Origin of the sequence: Pseudodesulfovibrio sediminis (genome assembly GCF_020886695.1) — a bacterium.
Lineage (GTDB): Bacteria > Desulfobacterota > Desulfovibrionia > Desulfovibrionales > Desulfovibrionaceae > Pseudodesulfovibrio > Pseudodesulfovibrio sediminis.
Window position 1 is genome coordinate 3,606,594 of the sequence record NZ_AP024485.1, and the last position, 25,319, is coordinate 3,631,912.

Consider the following 25,319-nt stretch of genomic DNA (forward strand, 5'->3'; position numbering starts at 1 on the left):
CTCCATAAATAATGATTGGCGGTTACTTGGATTCCAGCTGGGAGATCTTGTAGTCGACAAAGGGCTTGTCGTTGGTGTTCTTCTCGGCCAGTACTTTATATGCAGCCAGAGCCTGGGCATTGTCGCCTGCGGCTTCAGCGGCCAGCGCGAGCTGGCGATTGATCGGGATGGTGTATGCTTCGGAGGCACCATCGGCCAATGCCTTGAATTCGGCCATGGCGTCAGCAGCCTTGCCGTCAAGGAGCAGGGACTTGCCTTTGCCCATGCGCGCGATGAAATTCATGTCGCTGGATTCGTTGGCGAGCATTTCCCAGTAGGTGACAGCCTTGTCGTAGGCACCATCAGTCATGTTGGCCTGTGCCAGCTCTAGGACAACAGCGGGTTTCATTGATCCGGGGACAGAGGTCAGGAGCGTCTCCAGCTTGGCTGTGCGTTCCGGCCCGGGGTTGTCCACGAGTATGGCGCCGAGTTCTGCCTGTGCCGAGCTGATGACACTGTTGTTGTAGCCGGTGTATACGGCATAGATGGCAGCGAAACCGATAATGATGCAGACCGCAATAATGAGTTGTTTACTGTATTTGAATGCGGCTTCGATGATAGGGTGCAGGCTCGCAGGAGCGTGTGACTCGATATCTGTGAGTACATCCTGGTTGGGAGTTTGATTTTCAGCCATTGTTTTTTTGTGCCTCCATGAAGGTATTTCGGTGGTGCGAAGGCCGGGAAGCAAGGCCCGCCAACGCAAATGGGGTGATAAGCAAAATTGTAAAAAAGGTCAAAGCCTATTTTGTAAAACGGCTGCAGAATAGGGTAAAAAGGGTCATTTTTCAGGGGCTCTCCATAGAGTGTGACAAAAAACGTAAATCGAATCAAATGCGCTCACGTAAAGTGTATAAGGAGCCCGGACACAAGTATTTGACTTTATCCCCTGGTGAGGGTTAGCAAAATGGTTCCCTGCGAAACAAAATTTTATTCGGTCCCGGTGCCGATGTTTTTATAAGGAGTCGAAATGGACATTCGTGAACAAATGGTGGAGATGGGGCAACGCGCCAAGGCTGCTGGACGTGGGCTGGCAAAGGCCTCCGGCAAGGCCAAACAGGACGCATTGCTTCTTCTGTCCGATCTGCTGGAATCCGAAGCAGACACCATTGCCAAAGCCAACCAGTTGGATTTGGATGCCGCGGCCGAACGCGGTCTGGACAAAGCGCGCGTACAGCGGTTGACCATCAGCGAGAAGGTCCTTGGATCAATGATTCAGGGCTGTCGGGAAGTGGCGGCCATGGCTGACCCCGTTGGAGAGATCGAATCCATGATCAAACGCCCCAACGGCATGCTGGTCGGGCGTATGCGTGTGCCTCTCGGCGTGGTGGCCATGATTTATGAATCCCGTCCGAATGCCACGGTTGACGCCGGTATCCTTTGTCTCAAGGCAGGGAACGCGGTCATCCTGCGCGGCGGGTCGGAGGCCTTCCACTCGAACAAATGTCTTGCAGGGCTCATGCACCAGGCTCTTGAGAAGGCCGGTCTGCCCCGTGATGCCGTGCAGGTGCCTCCCACAACAGATCGCGAAGCCGTTGCTGAAATGCTCAAGCTGGACGAATACATCGACGTGGTTATTCCGCGGGGTGGCGAAGGGCTCATTCGCGCCGTGACCAGTCAGGCCACCATGCCTGTGCTCAAGCATTACAAAGGCGTGTGCCAGATTTTTGCGGATGCTTCCTGTGATATCGACAAGGCCGTGTCCATCATCGAGAATTCCAAAATGCAGTACCCCAGCGGATGTAACGCACTGGAGTGCCTGCTTGTTCACAAAGATGTCGCCGATACGCTGCTTCCCCGGGTTGCTCAGTCCATCGGTCCCAAGGGAGTTCGTTTCAAGGCGTGCGAAAAGTCGCTGCCGCTTATGGACGAGTATGCCGAGGCCGCTACTGATGAGGATTGGGGATATGAATTTCTTGATCTGATTCTGGCTGTCAAAGTCGTGGACGACATGGATGAGGCCATTGACTATATTGCCCGGTATGGCTCCAACCATACGGAATCCATTCTGTCCGAAGAATACGAACATTGCATGCGGTTCATTCGTGAAGTGGATGCGTCCCTTGTGGTGGCCAACGCTTCCACCCGGTTCAACGACGGCGGGCAACTGGGATTGGGCGCCGAGATCGGTATCTCCACTTCCAAACTGCACGCCTACGGTCCCATGGGGATCAAGGAGCTGACCAGCGCCAAGTTCGTGCTCATGGGCGAAGGCCAGATTCGGGACTAGCCCGGTGCGTTTCCAGCAAGGCGTCTGGAGGAGACGGAATGCCGGTTTTGTAATAGCAGTGTCTCCTGTTGATAGAATGTAAGAGAAGGTCGTCCCTGGGGGCGGCCTTTTTTGCTTGGGTGAGGGAAATCGGATAGGGGGTAAAGAAAGGGGCGGCGCATGCTGAAAAAAATGATCATGATGATGAGTGTGCTTGCGATTACTGCAACGGCTTTTGCCGGAGACGGGCGTATCTTCGGTACGGTGGCCGGAGCCGACGGGCAGCCAATGTCGGGAGCAAAGGTCGAACTCCTGCGCGACATCTCTCCGTATCGGTTGGTGGCGTTCACCACAGGGACCGGCGAATATGCTTTCAATGATGTGACGCCCGGCATGTTCCTGGTGCGGGCGCTGGCCCAGGGGGAGCTGGTCGGCGAGCTACGGGTTCCTTTCATGCGCTCGGGCAACAAGCAGGTCGACATCAAGGCAGAGGCCCAACGGTAGTGCTTGCACAGGTGGTGCAAGCTGTTTATCATGCAGGCAATCAAGGAGATTCCCAGTGAAGATCGGCATTCTCGGCGGCAGTTTCAATCCGGTGCACACCGGACACGTGCGCATGGCGCTGGAGGTTTTGGAGCGGTGCTCGCTTGACCGGGTGGAGCTGATGCCCGCCAAAGTGCCGCCGCACAAGGTGAATAGCGATATATTGCCTTTCGAATTTCGTCTGGAGATGGTCGAACGGGCCATCGAGTCCATCCCCGGATTACAGCCCAACGCTGTTGAGGGCGAGCGCGCAGGGCCTTCTTTTACCTGTGATACTCTGACCTGCTATCGTACTGAACAGCCGGAGATCGAGACCTATTTTATCATGGGGGCATCCACGTTCCTTGAGTTGCCCAAATGGCGGCGTGGCGTGGATATTCCGGACCTGACCAATCTTGTTGTGGTGCACCGCTGGGAGGCGGCCGCCTCTGTTGCCGAATTTGTGGGCAGGAACTGGCCCCAGGCTCTGCAGGACGCAAATCTCTGGCGTCTGCCCGGTGGCACCACCATTGAGCTGGTCGATACGCCTCGGCTTGATATCAAGGGGAGATACCTCCGTCGTCGGTGGCGTGAGAGAAAGAGTCTGGCTCTGCTGGTGCCGCCCGGTGTCGAAGCGATGCTGGAGGAGCGGGCAGATGAGATCGAAACGCATTGGGGAAAACGGATTTAAACAGCTGACAGCACCAGGCGAGGGAGAGGGAGACTGTTTAGTTGGAGTCTCCCTGAGCTTGTGTTGAGCCGACCTGCCGCAAGGCGGGAGAGCTTTTCTATACCAATCCCATCTCGGAAACGAGAATACCTGTTGCCACCCGCATCATTTTTTCCGGCGTGATCGACGTCATGCATTCGAATCCCTTGTCGCACGCTTTGGCTCCATGCAGGGAGCAGGGACGGCAGGCAAGCTGCTGGTCAATGACCTGATCCTTGGGACCGGCCGGATAGAATCCCCAGGATTTGACCGTGGGGCCGAACAGGGCTGCCACAGGGGTTCCTACTCCACAGGCCAGATGCATGGGGCCGGAGTCGCCGGTGATCAACAGATCCGCACCGTCAAGCAGAGCGCAGGTTTCGCGCAGGTTGGTGGCATTGGTCAGGTCTCGCTGATCAAGCCCGTTCAGTGGGATTTTGCTTCTGCCTATCACGAACCAGCCAATGCCAGTCTCGTCCAGTAATTCGATGAGTTCGTGCCAATGCTCTTTGGGCCACTCCTTGGCCTGATGCGTGGCATAGGGATGCAGGGCGACGCGGGGGTGAGCCGTGGCAATGGATGCCAGTTGGGCCGCGGCCGCTGTCTTTTCCTTGGAATTCAGATAAATCTGTGGCACCAGTTCGTCGGCCGGAGGCGGTGAGTCGTCCAGGGCCTGGGCATACCGCTGGGGAACGGTGGTGGCTTCCAGCTTTGCGCGGAACAGATTCCAGCGGGTGCGGTCGTAGAGCCTGCGGGTCAGGCCGAACTTCGGGTATCGTCTGACCGGTCCTTTCCAGCGCAGGGCGAGGATTCGCGAGCGCAGGGAGCCGTGCAGGTCGAGGAGTGCATGGTTTGAATAGGTGTCGGCCAGTTTGCCGGCCTTGACATACCACGCCTTGTTCTTGAGCTCGGCATCCGACAATCCGATAACTTCGGAAACTGCCGGGTGATTGTCGAACAGGGGAGCGTTGCCCGCCTTGGTGACAATGGTGAAGGTGGTACCGCGTGTGTTGTGCCAATGGGTAAGCACGCCTGTGGTCAGCGCCACGTCTCCCATGTGACCGAGACGGATGGCGACACAATGACTGAATGTATCCAAAGTGCTCATGTCCGTTCAGTTCGCCTCAATCCGGTAGGAAGTCAAGTGCGATGCATATTGCGTGGGTGAGTTCCATCTGATACATTCCATGCAGAATAAACCGTTTGGAATGGACTAGTTGAGGAAGTAAATAAAACTCATGATTGAACTCATTCTTGCTGTAGGTGTTGCCGTCTTTGTTTCAATGTTCTGCTCAGTGGCCGAAGCGGCCTTGTACTCGATGACATGGGCGGATATTGAAAAACTTAAGGATTCCGGTCGGAAATCTGCGTCTGTTCTGCATAAGCTGCGTTCCAATATTGATGAGCCCATCACCGCCATTCTGACGCTCAATACCTGTGCGCACACGGCGGGCGCTGCTGTGGCTGGCTGGGCGTGGGCAAATTTATACGGTAAAGAGACCCTCTGGCTCTTTACAATGTGCTTTACAGTAATTATTCTCATTTTCACTGAAATTCTTCCAAAGACCGTTGGCGTGCTCTATTCCGATAGCATCGCGCCCCCTTTGGCCCGTCCGCTCAAAGGGATGGTCTGGCTGTTCAGGCCGGTCATTGCGGTTATGGGTGTGCTTTCCCGTGCCGTGAATCGGAAGGATGGCAAGCCGGATCATACGGAGGATGACATCAGGGCCATTGTCAGCCTGACCCGGAGGTCGGGTGTGATCAAACCGTATGAGGAGCAGTCCATACGCAACATCCTCTCCCTCGATTTGAAGACGGCGGAGGAGATCATGACGCCGAGGACCGTGGTGTTCTCCATGTCGTCCGAGATGACCGTTGCCGAGGCTCGGGAAAAGCATCCTGATTGGCCGCACAGCCGGATTCCGGTGTTTGACGAGGACCCTGAAGACATCGTGGGAGTGATTTATCGGCGGCAGGTGCTCGAAGCCCTGGCAGACGATCGTGATGAGCTGAGGCTGTCCGATCTCATGTTGCCGGTGCAGTTTGTCCTTGAGACCATTACGCTGGACAAGCTTTTGGTGAAATTCCTGGGCAGCCGATTGCATCTCTGCGTGGTGCTTGACGAGTATGGTGGGGTGGCCGGGGTTGTCACATTGGAAGATGTGCTTGAAGAAATTTTAGGCAGTGAAATAGTTGACGAGACCGACCAAGTGGTTGATATGCGGGAACTCGCTCGATTGCAGCGGGATGAATTGACCGGCATGCGAAAGAAAGACACCGACTCGAAAGAGTAGCAAACGCGCTCTCATGCGCAGGGAAGCAGAATGGCGAAAAGCTCCAGTAAATTCGTATATATCGTGGCGTTAACCCTTTTTCTTGGTGGCCTCGGTTATCTCATTTTTTCCGGCCTTTCCGAAGACTCCGTGTACTTCATGAATGTGTCCGAGGCCCTGGCCGAGGATCGCGGACAGGTTGGTCAGGCCCGCTTGTTCGGCAAAGTCTCACCGCAGAATCTGGAGATAGTGGATGGCAAGCTCGGAGCCAGCTTCGATCTTATAGATAAATTGGAACACGACAAGTCGTTGCGTGTTCAATACAAGGGTGCGCTGCCTGACACCTTCAAAGAGGACGTCGAGGTCATCGTCGAAGGCACGTTTACCCCGGACGGCGAAGTGTTTGTGGCCAGAACTCTGGTGACCAAATGTCCGTCCAAGTATGAAGAGCAGAGCAAGCAGATGGAGCAGAACAAGGGGTAGGTGTCATGGTGAAATCTTTTTCACATGATTGCCTCAGTCCATCTTCCACATTACCGCCTTGTAACTTTTCTCATGGATCAGCGATTTCCGGGTATGCTATGCCCGGAGAATCGAATGCACATCTTTTAAGGAGCTTCGAATGCATCTGACCGGGTATGTCGGTTTACTCTTTTCCCTGCTCGCTTTTCTCTTTCTTGCTTGTTGGGCCGGTTTTTCGGCCTGGAGTAAAAAGGAAAACGTACTGATTTTCATCGAGCGCGGCCAGATGGTGGCGGCGGGCGGTGTCCTTTTTTCCTCGTTTGTTCTTCTGGTCGGTCTGACCACTCGGGACTACTCTTTCCAGTATGTTTATGAGAACGTGGATAATGCGCTTTCCTTTGTCTACACGCTCACGGCATTATGGGGCGGACGCGAAGGGTCGCTCCTTTTCTGGGAGTTGATCATCGCTATTTCCGGCATGATCTTCGTGGTGACGCCGGGGTACAAGTCGCTCTCTACCGAGACCAAGCTGTTCTTCTGGATGTTCTTCCTGACCATTCAGGGATTTTTCCTGCTCCTGCTTACCGGCTGGTCCAATCCGTTCATCGAGATTATTCCGGCGCCCAGAGATGGTCGCGGCTTGAATCCCCTGTTGCGCAACCCCGGCATGATTTTCCATCCGCCGTTGCTCTTCCTTGGTTTCGCCCTGTATTCCATCCCGGCTGCCGCAGCTTTGGCTTCGTCCATTGCCGGTGAGGAGAAATCGTGGATTACCATTACCCGCAACTGGAATATCCTTTCCTGGGTTTTTCTGACCGGTGGCATCGTGCTTGGCGGATGGTGGTCCTATATGGAGCTGGGATGGGGCGGTTACTGGGCCTGGGATCCGGTTGAAAACGCTTCCCTGATTCCCTGGTTTGCAGGCACTGCCGTGCTGCATACGTCCATCATCGAGGCCCGGCGCAACGCGCTGCAGCGCACCAACGTCTTTCTCATGTCCCTGACCTTTCTGCTGTGTATCTTCTCTACCTATCTGACCCGTTCCGGCGTCATTGATTCCCTGCACAGCTTCGGCAAGTCACCGGTGGCCCAACCGCTGTTCTGGAGCATGATTCTCATGCTGGTCATTACGCTCATGGTTACGTTCCTTTCCAAGAGGACGGTCCACCGTACATTGTCGGACTTCCTCAGCCGTCAGGGCATGCTGGTCATTGCCGCATGGTTTTTGCTGGCGCTCGGTCTGGTCGTTTCCATGGGAACCCTCTGGCCGGTCATCAGCCAGATCTGGACGAACAAGCCGCTTGGCCTTGACGCCAACTTCTATAATCGTGTCTGTCTGCCGTTCATGTCCTTCCTTGTGCTGATTTTCTGCTACTGTCCGTGGCTCGGCTGGAAGGGCGGCGTCCGCAACATGAAGGGCCTGCTCATTGTCACCGGCGTGCTCGTGGTTTCCTTTGTGGGCTTGTATCTCAGCGGCATGACCAATGTGCTGGCCGCACTCACCGCCGCCGCATCCGTGGCCGCCATCGTGGGGATCGTGCTGTTGTTCGTTTTCTACCCGGCCATGCGCTCCATGCGTCAATCATGGGGGGCATACGGTATCCATCTTGGTCTCGTGCTCATGGCGCTCGGCATAGCCTTCTCCGGTCCCTACAAGGTCGAAGAGGAATTCGTACTCGCCAAGGGTGAGTCCGCCATGGTCGACACCTATCGCATCACGTTCACTGACCTGGTGCAGGATGGCAATGTCGGTGATATCAAGGTGCGCGCCACAGCCACGCTGGAAGTGCACGAAGGCGACAAGCTCATAGGCATCATGGTGCCGGACAAACGCATTTATCAAAACTTCGAGCGGCAGCAGTTTGCGGAAGTCTCCACAGTGCCGGGACTGGGCGATGAAATCTATTCGACTCTGCTCGGACTGACCGACGATAACAAAGCGAGCTTCAAGGTCAGCGTCAACCCGCTGATCAACTGGATCTGGATCGGTGGCACGCTCATGTGCGTCGTCGCCTTCCTGCTGTTGCGCCGGATGCCCAAACCGGGTGAGGACCGCTAGATGAGCGTGTCCGATGCGGTTCTGTCCGTGAAGCGGGCGGCCAAATTTTTTGGCAACAAGCTCGTCTTCAAAGAGGTCTCCTGTGAACTCGGCCCCGGCGAAATCATGCTGGTGGCCGGTCCCAATGGTGCAGGCAAGTCGACGCTCATGCGCATCATGGCCGGCCTGAGCATACCCTCGGCCGGGGATGTCTCACTGAATCTCGACCCCGAAGACGTGGCCTATCTCGGCCACGCCACGTTCATCTATCCGGGATTGACCGCTTTGGAGAATCTCAAATTTTGGGGGGCCATGTACGGCCTCTTTCCCTCTCGCGATGAACTCATGACGTTGCTCAAGCGCGTCGGACTGGAGCGAGCTGCCGAGGAAAAGGCCGGATCATTTTCTCGCGGCATGGCCCAGCGGCTCAACCTTGCCCGCATCTATCAGGTGGAGCCAAAGCTCATCTTCCTCGATGAACCGGGAACCGGACTGGACCCCAAGTCTCTGGCTACACTCCGTGGTGAGATTACCGGGTTCCGGGACAAGGGTATTTCCGTCATCTGGATCAGCCACCATGTGGTGGAGGATACGGCGCTGGCCGACAAGGTCCTGGCTCTCGGCGGCAAGAAGGTCGCCTACTTCGGTCCCGCATCCGAGTTTACCCCGGAGGCCGCATGCTGAAGCGCTCCATTGTCATGGCTCGCAAGGACCTCAAGCTCTCCGTCTCCGGCGGTCAGGGGTTGGTGCAGGCTGTCCTGCTCGGGCTGTTGCTGATCTTTCTGTTTTCCCTGTCCAAACCGCTGGGCGGAACCATTTCCGCGCAGGCGGCAGGGGCCATTTTCTGGCTGGCGTCCGCATTCGGCCTGGTCTTGGTCTTTAACGATCTCTTCTCCATTGAAGAGGCTAACGGAGCGCGCATCGGCATATTGTCCTCACCAGCGCCTGTCCACTCGGTCTGGATCGGCAAGGGCGTGGCAGGGTTTACGCTGTTGTTGATTTCGCAGCTCGTGTTTCTTCCGGCAACCGCCGCATTTCTGGGGCAGACGATTAATGGTCCACTGTGGCTGCTTGGCGTCACGCTGATCGGCGCGGATATCGGGCTTGTGGTCATCGGCGCACTGCTAGGCGCACTTTCGCAGGGGCAGGCCGCTCGTGAATCCCTGTTGTCGGTCATTGTCTTTCCCCTGCTCCTGCCTGTGTTGCTGGCGGGTATCACCCTGTTCGGGTTTTGTTTTTCGTCAGAAGAGATTGAGGCCTATGACAAGTGGCTCGGTCTGATTTTCGCTTTTGACTGCCTGTTTGCCGGGGCGGGATTGTTCCTGTTCCCGTTTGTGTATAGCGGAGAAGAATAGATATGAAAGTGAAGATTCTCGCTGCCTTGGCAGGCATTGGCCTGCTGATTCATCAGTACATGATCTGGTTTTACGCACCCATTGCCCAGTCCGGGCCGGTGCAGAAGATTTTTTATTTGCACCTGCCGTGTTCCTGGTGGGCGCTCATAAGCTTTTTCGTGGTCTTTGTCTCATCCATTCTGTTCCTTTTCGGGCGCAAGGATGTCTTTGACCGTGTGGCCGGTGCCGCTGCCGAACTCGGTATGCTGTTTGCCACGCTGGCACTTGTGACCGGCTCTGTTTGGGCCAGGGCCGAGTGGGGCCACTGGTGGCTGTGGGACCCGAAGCTGACTACCGCGCTCATTATGTGGTATGTGTACGCCGGATATCTGGTGCTACGTTCCACGCCCATGGGTCGTGACCGGAAGGCGCTGGTCTGTGCCGTGCTGGGAATCGTGGCCTTCCTCGATGTGCCGTTGGTGTTCTTTTCGGCCAAACTGTGGGGTAGCGCACATCCGGACGGATTGGCCCGCAAGGGATCCGGCATGGAGCTCTCCATGTGGAAGACCGTGTTTGCCGGATTGATTGCCTTTGGGTTCGTCTGGGGGGCCATGCTGCTCACCCGTGTCAAACAGCTCGGCCTGCTGGCCAGGCTCGAAGCCATGCTCGTCTGGGATGATCAGGAATAAGAATACCGCAACCAATAAGGATATATAATATGTCAGTAACCACGTATATTTTCATTGCCAATATCGCTGTCTGGCTGGGTGTGGCCGGGTATCTGGTCTTTTTGGCTTCCAAGTCCGCCGGGCTGGAAAAGCGCGTTCAGCAGCTTGAACTTCTGGGAGACGCCAATGACGGCTAGTACGGTATCGTTTGGAAGAAAGGCTGTCATACTGGTTGTGATCGGTACGGTGGCAGTCATGTTTGTAACCAGTTTCCTCTATCGCATGAATCATCCGAATCTGTTTGTGAAAGGACAGGTGAGCAGCCAGCCGCAGGTTGAGGACCACGATCATGATGGCGACGGTACACAGGATCACGGTCCTGACAATCAAGCCATGGGAGAGGGCGGGGCCGCCATGGGGGGCGCCATGTCCCGCGTCAGAGAGTTCATGACTCGGGTTGAAACGAATCCCAATGACGTTGAAGCGCTCATTGGGCTGGGCAACTCCTTTCTCATGATGAAAGCCTGGGAGAGGGCGATTGAACCGTTGGAAAAGGCCCACGCATTGGAGCCGCAGAATGTCAATGTCCTCAAAGGGACAGGCATCGCGTATTTTAATACAGAAAAATATGAACAGGCCGCAGAGGCCTACGAAGCGATCCTGAAAATTGACGGTAACGATACTCTGGCTCTTTTCAATTTAGGCGTAATTAACAAACATTATTTCAAAAAATCAGCTGTTGCCAAAACTTATTTCGAGAAGGTCCTGGCTTTGGAAAAACAAGATGCGGAAATGATAAAGCTGGCACGTCAAGAGCTCGAAAAATAAATTACATGGAAATACAGTTGGTTAATCCGTCAGAAGAACAGGCGGATATAATTGACAAGAAGAGTAAAATAAATACAATGGCTCATTCCGCAATGAAATCGTCAGGGAAGCGGTCTTTTGCGGGAGTGTCTGCTTTTTTTGCATACTCAAGTGTTAGTGAACCTTATACATTTTTAGGAGAGATAGTATGAGAATCAAATTGACCCTGATCGCTCTGTGTTTTGCCATGGTGGCCATGCTGGCCGGTTGTGGCGAACCCCAGGAAAAGAAACTTGTTCTTGGTGTTGCTGGCGCTCATTCCGGCGACCTGGCTTCGTATGGACTGCCCAGCGTCAACGCCGCCAAACTTGTGGCCGCCAAGATCAACGCTGCCGGCGGTGTCAATGGCATGATGGTCGAAGTTGTTGCACAGGACGACCAGTGCAAGCCCGAGCTGGCCACTAACGCTGCTACCAAGATGGTTTCCGACGACGTGAAGATTGTTCTCGGTCATATTTGTTCCGGTGCTACCAAATCCGCTCTGCCCATCTATCTGGATGGCAAGATCGTTGTCATGTCTCCTTCCGCCACCAACCCGCCGCTGACACAGTCCGGCGAGTACCCGAACTTCTTCCGTACCATCGCTCCTGACGACGCTCAGGCTCTGCTGGAAGTAGAGTTCGCCAAAAAACTCGGCCTGACCAAGATCGCCGTCATTCACGACAAGGGCGACTATGGTAAGGGCTTTGCCTCTTTTTGCAAGCAGTTCATTGAAGCTGATCCCGCAGTCGAAGTCGTCTTGTTCGAAGGCGTGACTCCCGGCGCAGTGGATTACTCCGCTGTTGTCCAGAAAATCAAAGGTTCCGGCGCTGACGGCGTGATCTTCGGTGGATACCACCCCGAAGCTTCCAAGATCGTTACCGGCATGCGCAAGAAGGATCTCGTTATTCCTTTCCTGTCTGATGACGGCGTGAAGGACGATACGTTCATCAAGGTCGCAGGCAAGTACGCCGAAGGCGTCTACGCAACCGGTCCCAAGGATCTGTCCTCCCTGCCCATGAATCAGGAAGCTGTTAAGGCTCACAAGGACGAGTACGGCGAAGACCCGGGTCCGTTCTTCTCCCAGGCGTATGCTGCTGCCCAGGCTCTGCTGGCCGCAGTCGAAGCTGCCGATTCCACCGATTACGACAAGGTTGTTGACGCACTGCATAACAACTACGTTGAAACCGCTGTTGGCAAGATCAAGTTCGACTCCAAGGGCGATGCCGAAGGCGTTGGCTTCTCAGTTTATCAGGTCAAAGACGGCAAGTACACGGAAGTTAAGTAGTTATTGACTCTTAACCGCATTTAACCAGGGGACGGGCGTTTGCCCGTCCCCTGGATTTATTTAATGAACAGGATTTCATCATAATGGAATATTTCCTCGAGCTGTTTTTGGGAGGCCTGACCCGCGGGAGCATCTATGCTCTCATCGCCCTTGGCTATACCATGGTCTACGGCATTATCGAGCTCATCAACTTCGCCCACGGCGAGATTTACATGATCGGTGCCTTTACCGGGTTGATTGTTGCTGGTTTGTTGACCATGTACGGTTTTCCCGGAATTTCCATTCTGGCCATAGCGCTTATCTGTGCCATCATCTGGTCTGCTGCATATGGTTTCACCATAGAAAAAGTCGCCTATAAGCCCCTGCGTGGTGCTCCGCGGCTTTCCCCGCTTATTTCCGCCATCGGCATGTCCATTTTTCTTCAGAACTACGTCATGCTCGCACAGACTTCTGACTTTCTGCCTTTCCCGGAACTTGTTCCCGAGTTCGAGTTCATGAAAGGGGCTGGCAGCATTATGAGTTCGTCGGAGCTGGTAATCATCGCGATGACCGTCCTGTCCTGTATCGGGCTGACGCTGTTCATCAAGTTCACCAAGCTCGGCAAGGCCATGCGTGCCACTGCACAGAATCGCAAGATGGCCATGCTCGTCGGCATCAATGTCGATATGGTTATTTCGGCGACGTTCGTTATCGGTTCATCTCTGGCTGCCGTGGGTGGCGTGCTCATCGCTTCGCACATCGGTCAGATCAATTATTACATCGGCTTCATTGCAGGTATCAAGGCATTCACTGCTGCTGTTCTGGGTGGTATCGGCTCCATCCCGGGCGCCATGCTCGGTGCGCTTGTTCTTGGTCTGACCGAGGCATTCGCCACCGGCTATGTCTCTTCCGACTATGAAGACGTGTTCGCGTTCTGCTTGTTGGTGCTTATCCTGATTTTCAGGCCGTCGGGCATCATGGGCAAGGAAAAGACCCAAAAGGTCTAGCCCCGAATTTACCTATACAAGCATAAGGCTATGTAAGGAATGTATTGTGAGTGAAACAACAAAAAGTGAAAATCAGAGCTTCCTGAATTTCTTCCTGACCGCTGGGTGCGACAGTTTCGCCCATGCGATCAAGAAGTCATTCCTGGCTGCTGTCTGGTTCGCTTTCCTGACCTTTCCGATCCTGGTAATCAAGGTCAACACCATTCAGAACACCGTGGTGTGGCATTGGCAGAAGATCGGCTATATGGCTCTGGCAATCTTTTTCGGTTCATTTGTCTGGCGTTGGCTCCTGGCTCGCAAGGAACTCAAGGAAGATGCAACCAAGAAGGAATCCAGAGGCGAAGCGTTGCTGACCAAGATACAGTCCAACAACACGCTGAAGTTCGGCGCTTTGGCTGTTCTCGGATTGATCGCCGTTCTTTTCCCGCAGGTTTCAAGCCTGTATCAGACAAATATCATGATCTCCTGTCTGGTCTATGTGGTGCTTGGACTGGGACTGAACATCGTTGTCGGCCTAGCCGGTCTGCTCGACCTGGGCTATGTGGCCTTCTACGCCATTGGAGCCTATGCCTACGCCTTGTGCAACATGCATTGGGGCATCGGTTTCTGGTTCATGCTGCCTGTTGGGGCATTGTTCGGCGCGCTCCTTGGTCTCCTGCTCGGTTTTCCTGTCCTGCGACTTCGTGGCGACTATCTGGCCATCGTCACATTGGGCTTTGGTGAGATAATCCGACTGGTGCTTGAAAACTGGGGCGACGTCACCATGGGCCCCTCCGGCATCTCTTCCATCGCTCGTCCCGATTTTTTTGGCATCAAGTTCAGCATTAGCGGTTCCACTACGTATATGTACTATATAATGGTCGGCCTTATGGTTTTTACCATCTTCTGCGTCAACCGCCTGCAGAACTCCCGGATCGGACGAGCCTGGCTGGCTCTGCGTGAGGACGAAATAGCCTGTCAGGCCATGGGCATCGACAAGGTGAAGACCAAGCTCATGGCTTTTGCTCTGGGTGCCACATGGGCCGGTATGGCCGGTGTGATCTTTGCCGCCAAGACGACCTTCGTCAATCCGGCTTCTTTTACGTTCTGGGAATCGGCCATCATCCTGTCCATCGTCGTCATCGGCGGCATGGGCTCCATTCGCGGGGTTATCGCGGGAGCGGTCATCCTCATCCTGGTGCCTGAATACCTGCGTGACTTTGCCCAATTCAGGATGCTCCTGTTTGGTGCGATCATGGTTCTGGTCATGGTTTTCAGGCCGCAGGGGCTGATCAGCGCCAAGCGCAAGATCTATGAATATACAGCATCAAAAACTGCGAGTGCAGCCAATGAATAACCCAGTCTTGAACGTCAACTCCGTCTCCAAGGACTTCGGCGGCATCCGTGCTCTTGATGAAGTCAATCTGGTTGTGGGCGACAAGGAGATCGTGGCGCTTATCGGTCCCAACGGAGCCGGAAAGACCACCTTTTTCAACTGCATTACCGGTATCTATACTCCCACGTCAGGGGACGTCTCCATCGACCCCAAGGCCGAGGGAAAAACTGTGCGTATCAACGGCAGAAAGCCCAACATCGTTACTGAGCTGGGCATGGCCCGCACCTTTCAGAATATCCGTCTTTTCCACTCCATGACCGCCCTGGAAAATGTCATGATCGGTACGCATTGCCGTACCAAGTCATCCATTTGGGGAGCCATTTCCCGCAACAAGGCAACGCGGCAGGAAGAGCAAGCCGTTATTCAACGCGCCTATGAATTGCTGAAGTTGGTGGATCTGGAAGAGTACGTCAATGAGTTGGCGTCCAATATTCCCTATGGCAAGCAGCGGCGGCTTGAGATCGCCCGCGCCCTGGCCACCGACCCCTTCCTGCTGTTGCTTGACGAACCCGCAGCAGGCATGAACCCGCAGGAAACATTGGAACTGGAACAGCTCATCACGGATATTCGTCAGCAATTCAACATTTCCATCATGCTTATCGAGCACGACATGAAAATGGTCATGAGTATGTCAGACCGCATTTACGTTCTTGATTACGGGCGTATGATCGCAGATGGCACGCCTCAGGAAATCGCCGAGAACCCGGCTGTTATCAAAGCATATCTCGGGGAGGACGACGATGACTAGGATGCTCGAACTCAAGAACGTCAACAGCTTTTACGGGAATATCCAAGCCCTCTACGACGTCAATCTGCACATTGATCAGGGTGAAATCATTACCCTGATCGGTGCCAACGGCGCGGGTAAATCCACCACGCTGATGACTGTCTGCGGAATTGTTCAGGCTCGTGAAGGTCAGGTCCTGTACCAAGGGGATGACATCACCAAGTCGGCCCCTAACCAGATCGTGGGGCAGGGAATTTGCCAAGTGCCTGAAGGGCGCCTTATTTTTCCGGAGTTGACGGTTCAGGAGAACCTGGACATGGGCGCGTTCATGCGCAACGACAAGGCCGGTATCAAACGGGATATCGACTATAGTTTTGATCTTTTCCCCATTCTGGCGCAGCGGCGCAAGCAACAGGGAGGCACCCTGTCCGGCGGTGAACAGCAGATGCTGGCCATTGCCCGGGCGCTCATGGCCAAGCCACGGCTTCTGCTGCTGGACGAACCGTCCATGGGGCTCGCGCCATTGGTGGTCAAACAGATCTTCGAAATCATCAAGAAGGTCAATGCGGAAAACAACACGACGATCTTCCTCGTGGAGCAGAACGCCAACCTTGCGCTCAAAATAGGCCACCGAGGGTACGTCATGGAAAACGGGCGGGTGGTCCTTTCGGACACCTGCGACAAGCTCTTGGCTGACGAGTCGGTCAAGAAGGCTTACTTAGGTCTTTAACGACGCTAACAAGGCCGGGCCATGAGCCCGGCCTTTTATATATAACGTATAAGCTCTGGAGGAATGACATGAGCAAAATTCTTGAAAAAGCCCTGACCTTTGACGATGTTCTGTTGGTACCGGGATACTCCAACGTCCTGCCACACGCGGTAGATGTTTCCACCTACCTGACCCCGACACTGAAGCTGAACATTCCCCTTATATCCGCTGCCATGGACACGGTCACCGAGTCGCGTATGGCTATCTCCATGGCCCGCCATGGTGGTGCTGGTGTTATTCACAAGAATATGTCCGTTCGTGAACAGGCCCGTGAGATCGACCGGGTCAAGAAGTCTGAGTCCGGTATGATCTCCGACCCCATTACCGTGCATCCTGACGATGATCTGGGCAAGGTCAAGGCGATCATGTCCGAATACCGTATTTCCGGTCTGCCTGTTGTAAAAGGCGACCACCTGGTGGGCATCATCACCAACCGTGACATCCGTTTCGTCAAAGATGACAGTGCTCTGGTTTCCGAATTGATGACTTCGCGTGATCTGGTCACCGTCCCCGAAGGCATTGACAATGACGAAGCCAAGCGCAAGCTGCATCAGCATCGTATTGAAAAGCTGCTGGTCGTGGACGCTGAAAATCGTCTGCGCGGCCTGATCACCATCAAGGATATCAACAAGCACAAGAAATACCCTGACGCAGTCAAGGATTCCAAAGGCCGTCTGCTGGTTGGTGCTGCAATTGGTGTCGGCAACGACTGCCTGAGCCGCTCCGAGGCTCTGCTTCACGCTGGAGCGGACTTCCTGGTTCTGGATTCCGCGCACGGACATTCCGAGAATATTTTGAAATCCGTTCGTGATTTGCGTGCAGCCTATCCGCAACTGCAACTGGTCGGCGGCAACATCGCTACCTATGAAGGTGCCAAGGCGCTGATCGAAGCCGGTGTGGACACCGTCAAGGTCGGTATCGGCCCCGGTTCCATCTGCACCACCCGCGTTGTCGCCGGTGTCGGTGTCCCGCAGATCACCGCCATCATGGAGGCCAACCGTGCCGCCCGCGAAGCCGACAAGTGCATCATCGCCGATGGTGGCATCAAGTTCTCCGGAGACGTGGTCAAGGCTCTGGCCGTAGGTGCCAACACCTGCATGATGGGTTCCGCGCTCGCCGGTACTGATGAGTCTCCGGGTGAAACCATTTTGTACCAAGGCCGTACTTACAAGCAGTATCGCGGAATGGGTTCCATCGACGCCATGAAGAAAGGCAGCTCCGACCGGTACTTCCAGGAGAAGTCCAAGAAGCTGGTGCCGGAAGGTATCGTCGGGCGTGTCGCCTATCGCGGCAAAGTGGGCGAATCCCTGTATCAGATGATCGGCGGCCTTCGTTCCGGCATGGGCTACACCGGCTCTGCCAGCCTTGATGACTTGTACGAGAACTCCCATTTGGTGCAGATTTCTCCGGCTGGCCTGCGTGAATCTCACGTCCATGACGTGACGATTACCAAGGAATCTCCCAACTACCGCGGTGACGGCTAACCATCTCGGTGCGGCACTGAGGGAAGTTAATTCATCTTTTCATTTCTTCCATTGTGAATTAGAGAGAAATACATGCACGACAATAGAATTCTTATATTAGATTTTGGCAGTCAGTTCACCCAGCTTATTGCGCGCCGAGTGCGCGAGGCTGGCGTGTACTCCGAGATTCATCCCTGTAACGTCGATCCCGAACGAGTGAAGGCATTCAAGCCGTCCGCGCTGATTTTGTCAGGCGGGCCGTCTTCCGTACTGGAAGGCGGATGCCCGGCGCTGAACATGGATTACCTTGAAATGGGTATCCCTGTCCTCGGCATCTGCTACGGCATGCAGCTGCTGGCACACAATATGGGCGGCAAGGTCGTGGCTTCCACGGACCGCGAATATGGCCGAGCCCAGTTCACTCCTCAAAACGACTGCGTTCTGTTCGAAGGCATCGAAGAGAAGGACAACCTCACGGTCTGGATGTCGCATGGTGATCGTGTTGAAGGACTGCCGGAAGGCTTTGTCCCCATGGGCAAGACCGATTCCATCGAGTTCGGGGCCATGGGCAATGTCGACAAGAAAATTTATGCCCTCCAGTTTCACCCCGAAGTGGCGCACACCACTGGCGGCGCGACCATTATCCAGAACTTCCTGTTCAAGGTCGCCAACCTGGAGCCTTCCTGGTCCATGGAGTCTTTTGTCGAGACCTCCATCGAGGACCTCAAGAAGCAGGTGGGCGATGCCAAGGTCGTTCTTGGTCTGTCCGGTGGCATCGACTCCACCGTGGCGGCCGTGATGCTGCACCGGGCCATCGGTGCAAATCTGCACTGCATTTTTGTGGATAACGGCCTGCTTCGGATGGGCGAGAAGGAAGAGGTCATCGGGTTCCTTGCCGAACACTTCGACCTGAACGTCAAACTGGTGGATGCCGCTGATGAATTCCTGAACGACCTGAAGGGCGTTGAGGACCCGGAGAAGAAGCGCAAGATCATCGGCTACAAGTTCATCGAGGTCTTTGATCGTGAAGCCAAGGCCATTGAAGGCGTTGAGTTCCTTGGTCAGGGCACCCTGTACCCGGATGTCATCGAGTCCGAATCCTTCAAGGGGCCCTCGGCGGTGATCAAATCCCACCACAACGTGGGTGGATTGCCGGAGAAGATGAACCTCAAGCTGGTCGAACCCCTGCGTGAACTGTTCAAGGACGAAGTACGCCGCGCCGCCTACGAGCTGGGGCTGCCCGAGCATATCATCTGGCGTCAGCCGTTCCCCGGCCCGGGCCTGTCCATCCGTATCATCGGAGAGGTCACCGAAGAGCGTCTGGAAATTCTGCGTCTGGCTGATCGCATCGTGCAGAACGAGATGGTCGCCTCTGATTGGTATCGTAAGGTGTGGCAGGGTTTTGCCGTGCTGCTGCCGCTCAAGACCGTGGGTGTCATGGGTGATGATCGCACCTATGAGAACGTCATTGCCCTGCGCATTGTCGATTCTCTGGATGCCATGACCGCTGACTGGTCCAGACTGCCGAGCGATATACTCGCACGCATGTCCAACCGGATCATCAACGAGGTCAAGGGTGTTAACCGCGTAGTTTTGGATATATCCTCCAAGCCGCCGAGCACCATTGAGTGGGAATAGAGATTAAACTGCCTTTGAAGAGGACGCATACATGTTTGGAATTGGCGGACCTGAATTACTGATTATCTGCCTTGTGGCACTTGTTGTCATCGGCCCCAAAAAATTGCCCGAGATGCTCAGATCCCTGGGTAAGGGGGTGGCAGAGTTTAAGCGCGTGGGCAATGATGTGAAGTCTACCCTGGACGACGAGGTTACCAAGGCTGAAGCGGAAGCGCGCAAGCGAGAAGTGGAAGAAGAATTGGCCCGTCGCAAGGCGGAAAAAGCCGAAGCTGAAGCTGGGACCGCCACGGCGGAGACTGAAACGGCCGAAGCCGAGCCGGTCGAGACCCCGGTCGATGCAGCCGCTCAACCCGCGAATGGTGATTCAGACGAGCAAAAGGCTTAAGATCGCATGAGTTCCGAAAAAGACGATGTGAAAGTGACCCCGGATGAGGAACAGACCGTTGATTCCTCGTCCGCGTCACAGATAGATCCTGACGACGATCCCTCTCTCATGGATGCGGATATTCCCGTTGTTTCTGAGGAGGAGTTGGCGCAGGCTGAAGAGAACATGGCCGAAGCCGGTTCCGGTGGCGGCGGTGGTGACACGCCTGTGGACGGGAGCGTACCCGTGCTCGACGATGACGATCCCCAAGAGGACGACGGAAGTAATGACGACGAAGAGGAGTCGGAAGATGAAGGCGAGGGCGCACAGATGTCCCTGCTTGATCATCTCGGCGAACTTCGGTCGCGTTTGATGCGCAGTTTCTTCGCCGTGGTTGTCGGTATGCTTGCTTGTTACAGTTACGCCGAGCAGATGTTTGACATCCTCATGGCGCCCATGATCGAGGTTTTCAAGGAACAGGCTGCTAACAATCCGTTGTTGACGCAGGCCTTTTATGATGATTTCGGTCGTGTCCTGACCGAGATGCTTGCCGATAAGGGGTTCCAGCACACGGAGCAGATCCAGGTGTTCATGGACGCTTTGCAGCAGGCGCTCATGCAGGTCGCGCAGTCGGGGCATTTTCAGTATACCTATCCGGCAGAAGCGTTCTTTTCGCATATCAAGATTGCGATCGTGGCAGGTATCTTCCTTGTCAGTCCGTATATATTCGCTCAGATATGGGGTTTCATCGCACCGGGACTGTATGCCCATGAGCGCAAATGGATGGTCCCCATGGCCATCATTTCCGCCGTGTTCTTTACGTCTGGTGCCCTGTTCGGCTATTTTGTCGTTTTCCCCTTTGGGTTCGAGTTCTTTGCAGGCTTTTCTACAGCCGGTATCGCATTTACACCCAAGTTGAATGAATATCTGAGTTTTTGTCTGAAATTGCTGTTCGCGTTCGGGTTCGTCTTTGAACTTCCGTTATTCATATTCTTCCTGGCTCGCTTGGGCATAGTCTCCTCCAAGGGGCTCAGAAGGAAGCGCAAGTATGCCATCCTCACCGGGTTCATACTGGCTGCCATCCTGACACCGCCTGATCCCTTTACCCAGTGTCTCATGGCTGGACCGCTTATTCTCCTGTACGAGCTTGGAATCTGGCTGGCTTTCTTCTTCGGTAAAAAGGAGAAACGTCACCTCAAGAAGCAGGAAGAGGAAGAGGCCCGACTTCAAGCTGAAAGGGATGCCGTGGCTGAAGAAGCTGAGACGGATGACCAAGCGGAAAGCGAAAAAGAAAAAGCCTAAGAGTAGTACCGGGCAGATGAGCCAAGTTGGCGACATCTGCCCGGTTTATTTTTCTAGAGAATTCCTATAGAGAAATGGGTGAAGGAATTTTACAGGTTGAAAGGAGTGCGTCATGCGCCAGGCCAAGGTGGTTCGTACCACCAATGAAACGGATATTAGTTTGACCCTGACCCTGGAAGGCGAGGGCAAGGTGAATGTGGATACCGGCATCGGTTTTGCCGACCACATGCTCACCCTGTGCGCGTTCTGGGCCGGATTTGATCTCGACCTGACCTGCAAGGGCGATCTTGAGATCGATACTCACCATACTCTTGAAGATATCGGGCTGTGCCTGGGGCAGGCCCTGAGCGAAGCGCTTGGGGACAAGGCGGGTATCAATCGTGTAGCTTCGGCAAAGGTCCCCATGGATGAGGCTTTGTGTGAAGTTGTCATTGATATTTCCGGTCGTCCCTATATAGTGTATGACGATGCGCTTCTGCCGGATATCATTGCCGGAGACGAGAAAGACGTCTGGCGCGAATTCCTCAAATCTTTCGCATTCAAGACGGGCATGAACCTGCACGTCAAATATGAGCATGGTCAAAACGGCCATCACCTTCTGGAAGGCGCTTTCAAAGCCTTGGGTCTGGCCTTGGCAAAGGCCGTGACCGTCGGCAGAAAGGGTGTTTCCAGCACCAAAGGGAGTCTCGACTAATGAAACGTGGACCACTGTATTTCGGACTGATCGTTTTTTGTCTGGCACTTCTGTCTCTGGCCGGTTGCGGCAAGAGTACGCGGAATGCAGCCGTGCCGCGGCCTGAAGGCAAACTTGCAGTGGCCGGATTCACCAATCCGACCCGCAATTGGGAGCTGCTGGCAGGCTATCTCGATGAAGAGGGCAAGCCCGCTCCCGAAGGAACCGTTGAAACTCTGGACATGATTCTGGCAGATACACTGCGGAAACATCAGGTCTTTGATTACATCACGCCTCCGGCAGTGGAGCATTGTGAAGACGTGGTGGTCTTTGAAGACGGTGGCTTGCCCAAGCTGTCGGCCTGGAAATATTGGCTCGGTGTGGCCAAGTGCATGGATGTCGACTATCTGTTGGTGCCGCAGCTCACCACCTGGCGCGAGCGGGTGGGCAGTGCTGGCGGCGTTGAATCCCCTGCGTCCGTGGCCATTGATTTCTATCTCATCAGCGTGAAGGAAGAGCGGATGATTCGCTCCCGCTATGAGGAGACTCAGCAGGCGCTGCTGGACAACCTGTTTGAAGCAGGTAAATTCGCTGATCGTGGCGGTAAATGGGTGACTGCAACCCGACTCGCTTCCGATGGCATTGAAGAAAAACTCATGGAACTTGGATTATGATTCTTTTCCCCGCTGTTGATATCAAGAACGGTGAATGCGTTCGTCTTGCCCAGGGCAAGGAAGACCAGGTCACCGTCTTTGCCGCCGACCCTGTTGCCCAGGCCCGGAACTGGGCAGAGCTCGGCTCTCGTTTTCTCCATGTCGTTGATCTGGATGGCGCTTTCTCCGGGCTGCCGAAGAATTTTGACCTGATCAAATCCATCTGTTCCGAGATTGCGATTCCGGTGCAGCTTGGCGGTGGTATCCGTGATATCGCCACAGCCGAGAAATATATTGAAGCCGGTGTGAACAGGCTGATCATAGGTACCATGGCGCTGGAAGATCCCGATCTTTTTTCCGATCTGTGCAAGGCTTTGCCGGGCCGGATCGGTGTTTCTCTGGATGCCGTTGACGGCAAGCTCAAAACCAAGGGTTGGGTTGAGGACGCCGGGCTGACCATGGATGACGTATTGCCTCGTCTGGAGGCTGACGGTATCGCCTTTATCGTATACACGGATATTTCCCGTGACGGTATGCAGACCGGCGTCAACGTGGACGGACTGGCCTCCTTGTGTGCCAAAACGTCTGTGCCTGTCATCGCTGCCGGTGGTGTGCACACCTTGGATGACATCAAGAATCTCTACCCTCTGTCTAAAAATGGGTTGGAGGGCGCAATCTCGGGTCGGGCCATCTATGTCGGCACATTGGATGTCAAAGAGGCCAACGATTGGATTGACGCACAGTAGCGTGAACTAATTTAGGATGCTCCGGTATACGGGGTGGACTTGGAATACAGCAAGTCCCCGGCAGTCGCTGACTGCCGGGGACTTTTTTTAGGCACCGATTTTCGTGGGCATGCAGACACTGGTGAATGGCTGAATCAGGCCGTCTGTTCCTCAGGAACGTCTTTGGCTCTGGATGCCATGTTCATATTGAAATAGGTTGATGAGGCCTGCCGATTTCCGTGTCCCTTTATTGAGCTCGTGTGATCTCAGGGGGCCAATTAAAAGGGGAGCCATGTGGCTCCCCTTGTGTTGTTATTGCTTTTTCTCTTCGTACATGTGGACGTCCTGCTGCGGGTAGGGGATGGATATGCCTTCCGCATCAAAGGTCAGCTTGACCTGTTCTGTCACATCGAAAAAGACGCGCCAGTAGTCGCCTGTCTTACACCAGGGGCGGACCACGAAATTGACCGATGAGTCGGCCAGCTCGGAAAGTTCGACCTGAGGAGCGGGGTCTTTCAGGACCAGCGGATGCTCGTTGACGATCTTGACCAGCAATGCCTTGGCCTTTTTGAGATCATCATCGTAGCCGATACCCATGACCAGATCCACGCGGCGAGTCGGTTCGGCCGAGAAGTTGGTGATGGCCCCGCCCAGAATAGCGGAGTTCGGGATGGAAATGAGTTTGTTGTCCGGGGTATTCAGATCGGTGTTGAATATTTTCACAGCCTTGACCGTGCCCATGACCCCGCCAGCTTCGATGAAGTCGCCCTTCTTGAAGAAGCGCATCATGATAAGCATGACGCCGCAGGCAAAGTTTGACAGGGAGTCCTTTAACGCCAGGCCGACGGCCAGACCGGCGGCACCGAGTACGGCCATGAACGAGGTTACATTGACACCGGCCTGATCAAGGGCGGCGATGACCACTGCAGCCAGCAGACCGAAGTAGGTGATATTGCCGATGAAGGTGCACAGCGTCTCTTCGGCATTGCTCTTGAGCATGATGCGTTTGAGACCGTTGGAGAGTTTCCTGGCAATCCATTTACCGACAATGAATACAAGAATGGCTACCAGAAGCTGGATGCCATAGGTGGTCAAATAAAACATCAATTGGTCCAGTAACGCCTGAGAGTCAAAACTGCTGAAATCCATAAAGCCTCCAGAAAATTGGTTTCGATTGTTTAAAGGAATGTTTATCACAAAGAGTGAGAGTACGGAATAGGATTATCGAATAATGTAAGTCGTGAATGGATAGTTGAACGCACTAGAGGGAAGATGTTCATAAATACGGTATATGGCGTTGAAGTCGTTCTCCATGCCGGGAAAAAACGTGGTCGTTGCAAAGATGCGGGCGTTCAGCAAAAGCGAAGGCCATATACTGACGTATTCGGAGCCTCATGAATGCCGCTGCGTCAGTGGGGTTACTGTGATTCGTGCCTGTCATGACTCCGAATATGCAGCCGACTACCTGCCACCCCATTTGCCTTTTTCTTCTACACGAATGTATTTTTGGAAGGTGTAGTACATTCCGGCTATGGCATTGTAGAACCCTGCCTTGCCATCCAGAAAGCCGAGCTTGAGCAGATAGAGTTTGATAAAGCGCATGACCGCATGGAGGAGACCTCGCGTCACGCCGCCCTTGCGGCCTTTTTCGCGCAGGGATTTGGCTCCCTCTTCGGCGTAGTAGTTGATCTTTTCCATATGCTGTTCAAATGATTCATATGGATAATGCAGGATATCGCCTTGCAGCTTGGTCGTATTGCCCTTGGGTTTGAAATGATAGTGTGCACCGGACGCGGAGACCTCCATCTTTCCGGCGCGAAAGACGCGGAACAGGTAGTCTGGATACCAGCCGGAGTGCTTCATGAATCGATTGAAATAGAAGGAGCTGCGCGGAGTAAAGTAGCCAGCCACATCTTCGCGCTTCTCCAGTTTGTCGATGATGCTGGCGCGTAATTCATCGGTCAGGAATTCATCCTGATCCAGCGAAACCACCCAGTCCGTGGTGATCTCGTTCAGGGCGAACTTGAACTGATCCACCGGGCCGGGCCATGGCCGGACAATGACCTTGGCTCCGCATTTCTCTGCAATCTCGCAGGTGGTGTCTGTAGACGCGGAGTCCACCACCAGCAGTTGGTCGCAGAAATCGAGCGACTGCAGACATTTTTCGAGCAAACGCTCGCCATTATATGTCAGGACCAATCCGGTCACTGTTTCACGCATGCATGTATCTCCTTGAAAGATTCGCGTATCCTACCCATT

The 25,319-nt window shown here is 54.5% G+C and carries 27 protein-coding genes; 23 read left to right on the plus strand and 4 right to left on the minus strand.

All coding sequences use genetic code 11. From position 1 onward, the window contains the following. Positions 1-22: 22 nt before the first annotated feature. The gene (locus SRBAKS_RS16960; RefSeq protein ID WP_229592075.1) at positions 23-673 is read right to left on the minus strand and encodes a YfgM family protein; all 651 of its coding nucleotides are present in this window, start codon (positions 671-673) and stop codon (positions 23-25) included. Positions 674-1,006: 333 nt separating this feature from the next. Between SRBAKS_RS16960 and SRBAKS_RS16965 the strand changes: the two genes are divergently transcribed. The 3 genes from SRBAKS_RS16965 (at position 1,007) to nadD (ending at position 3,458) form a co-directional block, all read left to right on the plus strand. After that, positions 1,007-2,266 carry a glutamate-5-semialdehyde dehydrogenase gene (locus tag SRBAKS_RS16965; RefSeq protein WP_229592076.1) on the plus strand — a complete coding sequence of 420 codons (1,260 nt, stop codon included), beginning with the start codon at positions 1,007-1,009 and terminating at the stop codon, positions 2,264-2,266. A 159-nt stretch (positions 2,267-2,425) separates the two neighbouring features. Continuing rightward, a complete protein-coding gene (locus SRBAKS_RS16970; protein WP_229592077.1) occupies positions 2,426-2,749 on the plus strand; it encodes a carboxypeptidase-like regulatory domain-containing protein in 324 nt (107 codons plus the stop codon). 55 nt (positions 2,750-2,804) lie between these two features. After that, positions 2,805-3,458 (plus strand): nicotinate (nicotinamide) nucleotide adenylyltransferase, encoded by a 654-nt coding sequence (gene nadD / locus SRBAKS_RS16975; protein ID WP_229592078.1) that lies wholly within the window; start codon positions 2,805-2,807, stop codon positions 3,456-3,458. 97 nt (positions 3,459-3,555) lie between these two features. On the opposite strand, the gene SRBAKS_RS16980 is transcribed toward nadD, so the two are convergent. Next, positions 3,556-4,584, minus strand: a complete 1,029-nt coding sequence (locus SRBAKS_RS16980; RefSeq protein WP_229592079.1) for a glycosyltransferase family 9 protein — start codon at positions 4,582-4,584, stop codon at positions 3,556-3,558. Positions 4,585-4,714: 130 nt separating this feature from the next. Between SRBAKS_RS16980 and SRBAKS_RS16985 the strand changes: the two genes are divergently transcribed. The 20 genes from SRBAKS_RS16985 (at position 4,715) to hisA (ending at position 23,081) form a co-directional block, all read left to right on the plus strand. After that, a complete protein-coding gene (locus SRBAKS_RS16985) occupies positions 4,715-5,770 on the plus strand; it encodes a hemolysin family protein (protein WP_229592080.1) in 1,056 nt (351 codons plus the stop codon). A gap of 30 nt (positions 5,771-5,800) precedes the next feature. After that, positions 5,801-6,232 carry a cytochrome c maturation protein CcmE gene (locus tag SRBAKS_RS16990; protein WP_229592081.1) on the plus strand — a complete coding sequence of 144 codons (432 nt, stop codon included), beginning with the start codon at positions 5,801-5,803 and terminating at the stop codon, positions 6,230-6,232. A gap of 139 nt (positions 6,233-6,371) precedes the next feature. Continuing rightward, positions 6,372-8,270: a heme lyase CcmF/NrfE family subunit gene (locus SRBAKS_RS16995; RefSeq protein ID WP_229592082.1), complete on the plus strand. Its 1,899-nt coding sequence runs from the start codon at positions 6,372-6,374 to the stop codon at positions 8,268-8,270. Then, positions 8,271-8,933, plus strand: coding sequence for an ABC transporter ATP-binding protein (locus SRBAKS_RS17000; RefSeq protein WP_229592083.1), 663 nt, complete (start codon positions 8,271-8,273; stop codon positions 8,931-8,933). Further along, entirely contained in the window at positions 8,927-9,604 is a 678-nt protein-coding gene (locus tag SRBAKS_RS17005) for a heme exporter protein CcmB (protein WP_229592084.1), read from the plus strand. Before SRBAKS_RS17000 ends, SRBAKS_RS17005 begins: the two co-directional genes overlap by 7 nt. A 2-nt stretch (positions 9,605-9,606) precedes the next feature. After that, positions 9,607-10,272 carry a cytochrome c biogenesis protein CcsA gene (gene ccsA / locus SRBAKS_RS17010; protein ID WP_229592085.1) on the plus strand — a complete coding sequence of 222 codons (666 nt, stop codon included), beginning with the start codon at positions 9,607-9,609 and terminating at the stop codon, positions 10,270-10,272. 29 nt (positions 10,273-10,301) lie between these two features. Continuing rightward, on the plus strand, positions 10,302-10,448 hold the full coding sequence (locus SRBAKS_RS17015) for a CcmD family protein (protein WP_229592086.1): 147 nt from the start codon (positions 10,302-10,304) through the stop codon (positions 10,446-10,448). After that, positions 10,438-11,079 (plus strand): tetratricopeptide repeat protein, encoded by a 642-nt coding sequence (locus SRBAKS_RS17020; protein ID WP_229592087.1) that lies wholly within the window; start codon positions 10,438-10,440, stop codon positions 11,077-11,079. Before SRBAKS_RS17015 ends, SRBAKS_RS17020 begins: the two co-directional genes overlap by 11 nt. A 187-nt stretch (positions 11,080-11,266) precedes the next feature. Continuing rightward, a complete protein-coding gene (locus SRBAKS_RS17025) occupies positions 11,267-12,385 on the plus strand; it encodes a branched-chain amino acid ABC transporter substrate-binding protein (RefSeq protein WP_229592088.1) in 1,119 nt (372 codons plus the stop codon). A gap of 83 nt (positions 12,386-12,468) precedes the next feature. Continuing rightward, positions 12,469-13,371: a branched-chain amino acid ABC transporter permease gene (locus SRBAKS_RS17030; RefSeq protein WP_229592089.1), complete on the plus strand. Its 903-nt coding sequence runs from the start codon at positions 12,469-12,471 to the stop codon at positions 13,369-13,371. A gap of 82 nt (positions 13,372-13,453) precedes the next feature. Next, on the plus strand, positions 13,454-14,707 hold the full coding sequence (locus SRBAKS_RS17035; RefSeq protein WP_430709136.1) for an ABC transporter permease subunit: 1,254 nt from the start codon (positions 13,454-13,456) through the stop codon (positions 14,705-14,707). Beyond that, a complete protein-coding gene (locus tag SRBAKS_RS17040; RefSeq protein WP_229592090.1) occupies positions 14,700-15,494 on the plus strand; it encodes an ABC transporter ATP-binding protein in 795 nt (264 codons plus the stop codon). The genes SRBAKS_RS17035 and SRBAKS_RS17040 overlap by 8 nt, the downstream gene beginning before the upstream one ends. A gap of 1 nt (position 15,495) precedes the next feature. Then, positions 15,496-16,203, plus strand: coding sequence for an ABC transporter ATP-binding protein (locus SRBAKS_RS17045; protein ID WP_229597013.1), 708 nt, complete (start codon positions 15,496-15,498; stop codon positions 16,201-16,203). Between the two features lie 68 nt (positions 16,204-16,271). Continuing rightward, complete coding sequence (gene guaB / locus SRBAKS_RS17050) at positions 16,272-17,726, plus strand: IMP dehydrogenase (protein ID WP_229592091.1); 1,455 nt, start codon at positions 16,272-16,274, stop codon at positions 17,724-17,726. Positions 17,727-17,798: 72 nt separating this feature from the next. Then, complete coding sequence (gene guaA, locus SRBAKS_RS17055) at positions 17,799-19,343, plus strand: glutamine-hydrolyzing GMP synthase (protein WP_229592092.1); 1,545 nt, start codon at positions 17,799-17,801, stop codon at positions 19,341-19,343. Between the two features lie 31 nt (positions 19,344-19,374). Continuing rightward, on the plus strand, positions 19,375-19,728 hold the full coding sequence (gene tatB / locus SRBAKS_RS17060) for a Sec-independent protein translocase protein TatB (protein WP_229592093.1): 354 nt from the start codon (positions 19,375-19,377) through the stop codon (positions 19,726-19,728). Between the two features lie 6 nt (positions 19,729-19,734). Next, a complete protein-coding gene (gene tatC, locus SRBAKS_RS17065; protein WP_229592094.1) occupies positions 19,735-21,009 on the plus strand; it encodes a twin-arginine translocase subunit TatC in 1,275 nt (424 codons plus the stop codon). Between the two features lie 112 nt (positions 21,010-21,121). After that, complete coding sequence (gene hisB / locus SRBAKS_RS17070) at positions 21,122-21,703, plus strand: imidazoleglycerol-phosphate dehydratase HisB (RefSeq protein WP_229592095.1); 582 nt, start codon at positions 21,122-21,124, stop codon at positions 21,701-21,703. Beyond that, a complete protein-coding gene (locus tag SRBAKS_RS17075; protein WP_229592096.1) occupies positions 21,703-22,356 on the plus strand; it encodes a hypothetical protein in 654 nt (217 codons plus the stop codon). Before hisB ends, SRBAKS_RS17075 begins: the two co-directional genes overlap by 1 nt. After that, the gene (gene hisA / locus SRBAKS_RS17080; RefSeq protein ID WP_229592097.1) at positions 22,353-23,081 is read left to right on the plus strand and encodes a 1-(5-phosphoribosyl)-5-[(5-phosphoribosylamino)methylideneamino]imidazole-4-carboxamide isomerase; all 729 of its coding nucleotides are present in this window, start codon (positions 22,353-22,355) and stop codon (positions 23,079-23,081) included. Before SRBAKS_RS17075 ends, hisA begins: the two co-directional genes overlap by 4 nt. A 291-nt stretch (positions 23,082-23,372) precedes the next feature. Here the strand turns inward: hisA and SRBAKS_RS17085 are convergent, their stop codons facing one another. Continuing rightward, positions 23,373-24,209 (minus strand): mechanosensitive ion channel family protein, encoded by an 837-nt coding sequence (locus SRBAKS_RS17085; RefSeq protein WP_229592098.1) that lies wholly within the window; start codon positions 24,207-24,209, stop codon positions 23,373-23,375. 312 nt (positions 24,210-24,521) lie between these two features. Then, positions 24,522-25,280 carry a glycosyltransferase family 2 protein gene (locus tag SRBAKS_RS17090; protein WP_229592099.1) on the minus strand — a complete coding sequence of 253 codons (759 nt, stop codon included), beginning with the start codon at positions 25,278-25,280 and terminating at the stop codon, positions 24,522-24,524. Positions 25,281-25,319: the final 39 nt, after the last annotated feature.

Excerpts from the sequence above, each read along its gene's own strand:
- SRBAKS_RS16980 (WP_229592079.1), bottom strand. The coding sequence starts at position 4,584 with ATGAGCACTTTGGATACATTCAGTCATTGTGTCGCCATCCGTCTCGGT.
- hisB (WP_229592095.1), top strand. The coding sequence starts at position 21,122 with ATGCGCCAGGCCAAGGTGGTTCGTACCACCAATGAAACGGATATTAGT.
- guaB (WP_229592091.1), top strand. The coding sequence starts at position 16,272 with ATGAGCAAAATTCTTGAAAAAGCCCTGACCTTTGACGATGTTCTGTTG.
- SRBAKS_RS17000 (WP_229592083.1), top strand. The coding sequence starts at position 8,271 with ATGAGCGTGTCCGATGCGGTTCTGTCCGTGAAGCGGGCGGCCAAATTT.
- SRBAKS_RS16965 (WP_229592076.1), top strand. The coding sequence starts at position 1,007 with ATGGACATTCGTGAACAAATGGTGGAGATGGGGCAACGCGCCAAGGCT.
- SRBAKS_RS17090 (WP_229592099.1), bottom strand. The coding sequence starts at position 25,280 with ATGCGTGAAACAGTGACCGGATTGGTCCTGACATATAATGGCGAGCGT.
- SRBAKS_RS16985 (WP_229592080.1), top strand. The coding sequence starts at position 4,715 with ATGATTGAACTCATTCTTGCTGTAGGTGTTGCCGTCTTTGTTTCAATG.
- SRBAKS_RS17015 (WP_229592086.1), top strand. The coding sequence starts at position 10,302 with ATGTCAGTAACCACGTATATTTTCATTGCCAATATCGCTGTCTGGCTG.
- SRBAKS_RS16970 (WP_229592077.1), top strand. The coding sequence starts at position 2,426 with ATGCTGAAAAAAATGATCATGATGATGAGTGTGCTTGCGATTACTGCA.
- SRBAKS_RS16990 (WP_229592081.1), top strand. The coding sequence starts at position 5,801 with ATGGCGAAAAGCTCCAGTAAATTCGTATATATCGTGGCGTTAACCCTT.
- hisA (WP_229592097.1), top strand. The coding sequence starts at position 22,353 with ATGATTCTTTTCCCCGCTGTTGATATCAAGAACGGTGAATGCGTTCGT.
- tatB (WP_229592093.1), top strand. The coding sequence starts at position 19,375 with ATGTTTGGAATTGGCGGACCTGAATTACTGATTATCTGCCTTGTGGCA.
- ccsA (WP_229592085.1), top strand. The coding sequence starts at position 9,607 with ATGAAAGTGAAGATTCTCGCTGCCTTGGCAGGCATTGGCCTGCTGATT.
- SRBAKS_RS17045 (WP_229597013.1), top strand. The coding sequence starts at position 15,496 with ATGCTCGAACTCAAGAACGTCAACAGCTTTTACGGGAATATCCAAGCC.
- SRBAKS_RS17030 (WP_229592089.1), top strand. The coding sequence starts at position 12,469 with ATGGAATATTTCCTCGAGCTGTTTTTGGGAGGCCTGACCCGCGGGAGC.
- SRBAKS_RS17025 (WP_229592088.1), top strand. The coding sequence starts at position 11,267 with ATGAGAATCAAATTGACCCTGATCGCTCTGTGTTTTGCCATGGTGGCC.
- SRBAKS_RS17075 (WP_229592096.1), top strand. The coding sequence starts at position 21,703 with ATGAAACGTGGACCACTGTATTTCGGACTGATCGTTTTTTGTCTGGCA.
- SRBAKS_RS16995 (WP_229592082.1), top strand. The coding sequence starts at position 6,372 with ATGCATCTGACCGGGTATGTCGGTTTACTCTTTTCCCTGCTCGCTTTT.
- SRBAKS_RS17040 (WP_229592090.1), top strand. The coding sequence starts at position 14,700 with ATGAATAACCCAGTCTTGAACGTCAACTCCGTCTCCAAGGACTTCGGC.
- guaA (WP_229592092.1), top strand. The coding sequence starts at position 17,799 with ATGCACGACAATAGAATTCTTATATTAGATTTTGGCAGTCAGTTCACC.
- SRBAKS_RS17020 (WP_229592087.1), top strand. The coding sequence starts at position 10,438 with ATGACGGCTAGTACGGTATCGTTTGGAAGAAAGGCTGTCATACTGGTT.
- SRBAKS_RS17085 (WP_229592098.1), bottom strand. The coding sequence starts at position 24,209 with ATGGATTTCAGCAGTTTTGACTCTCAGGCGTTACTGGACCAATTGATG.
- tatC (WP_229592094.1), top strand. The coding sequence starts at position 19,735 with ATGAGTTCCGAAAAAGACGATGTGAAAGTGACCCCGGATGAGGAACAG.
- SRBAKS_RS17005 (WP_229592084.1), top strand. The coding sequence starts at position 8,927 with ATGCTGAAGCGCTCCATTGTCATGGCTCGCAAGGACCTCAAGCTCTCC.
- SRBAKS_RS16960 (WP_229592075.1), bottom strand. The coding sequence starts at position 673 with ATGGCTGAAAATCAAACTCCCAACCAGGATGTACTCACAGATATCGAG.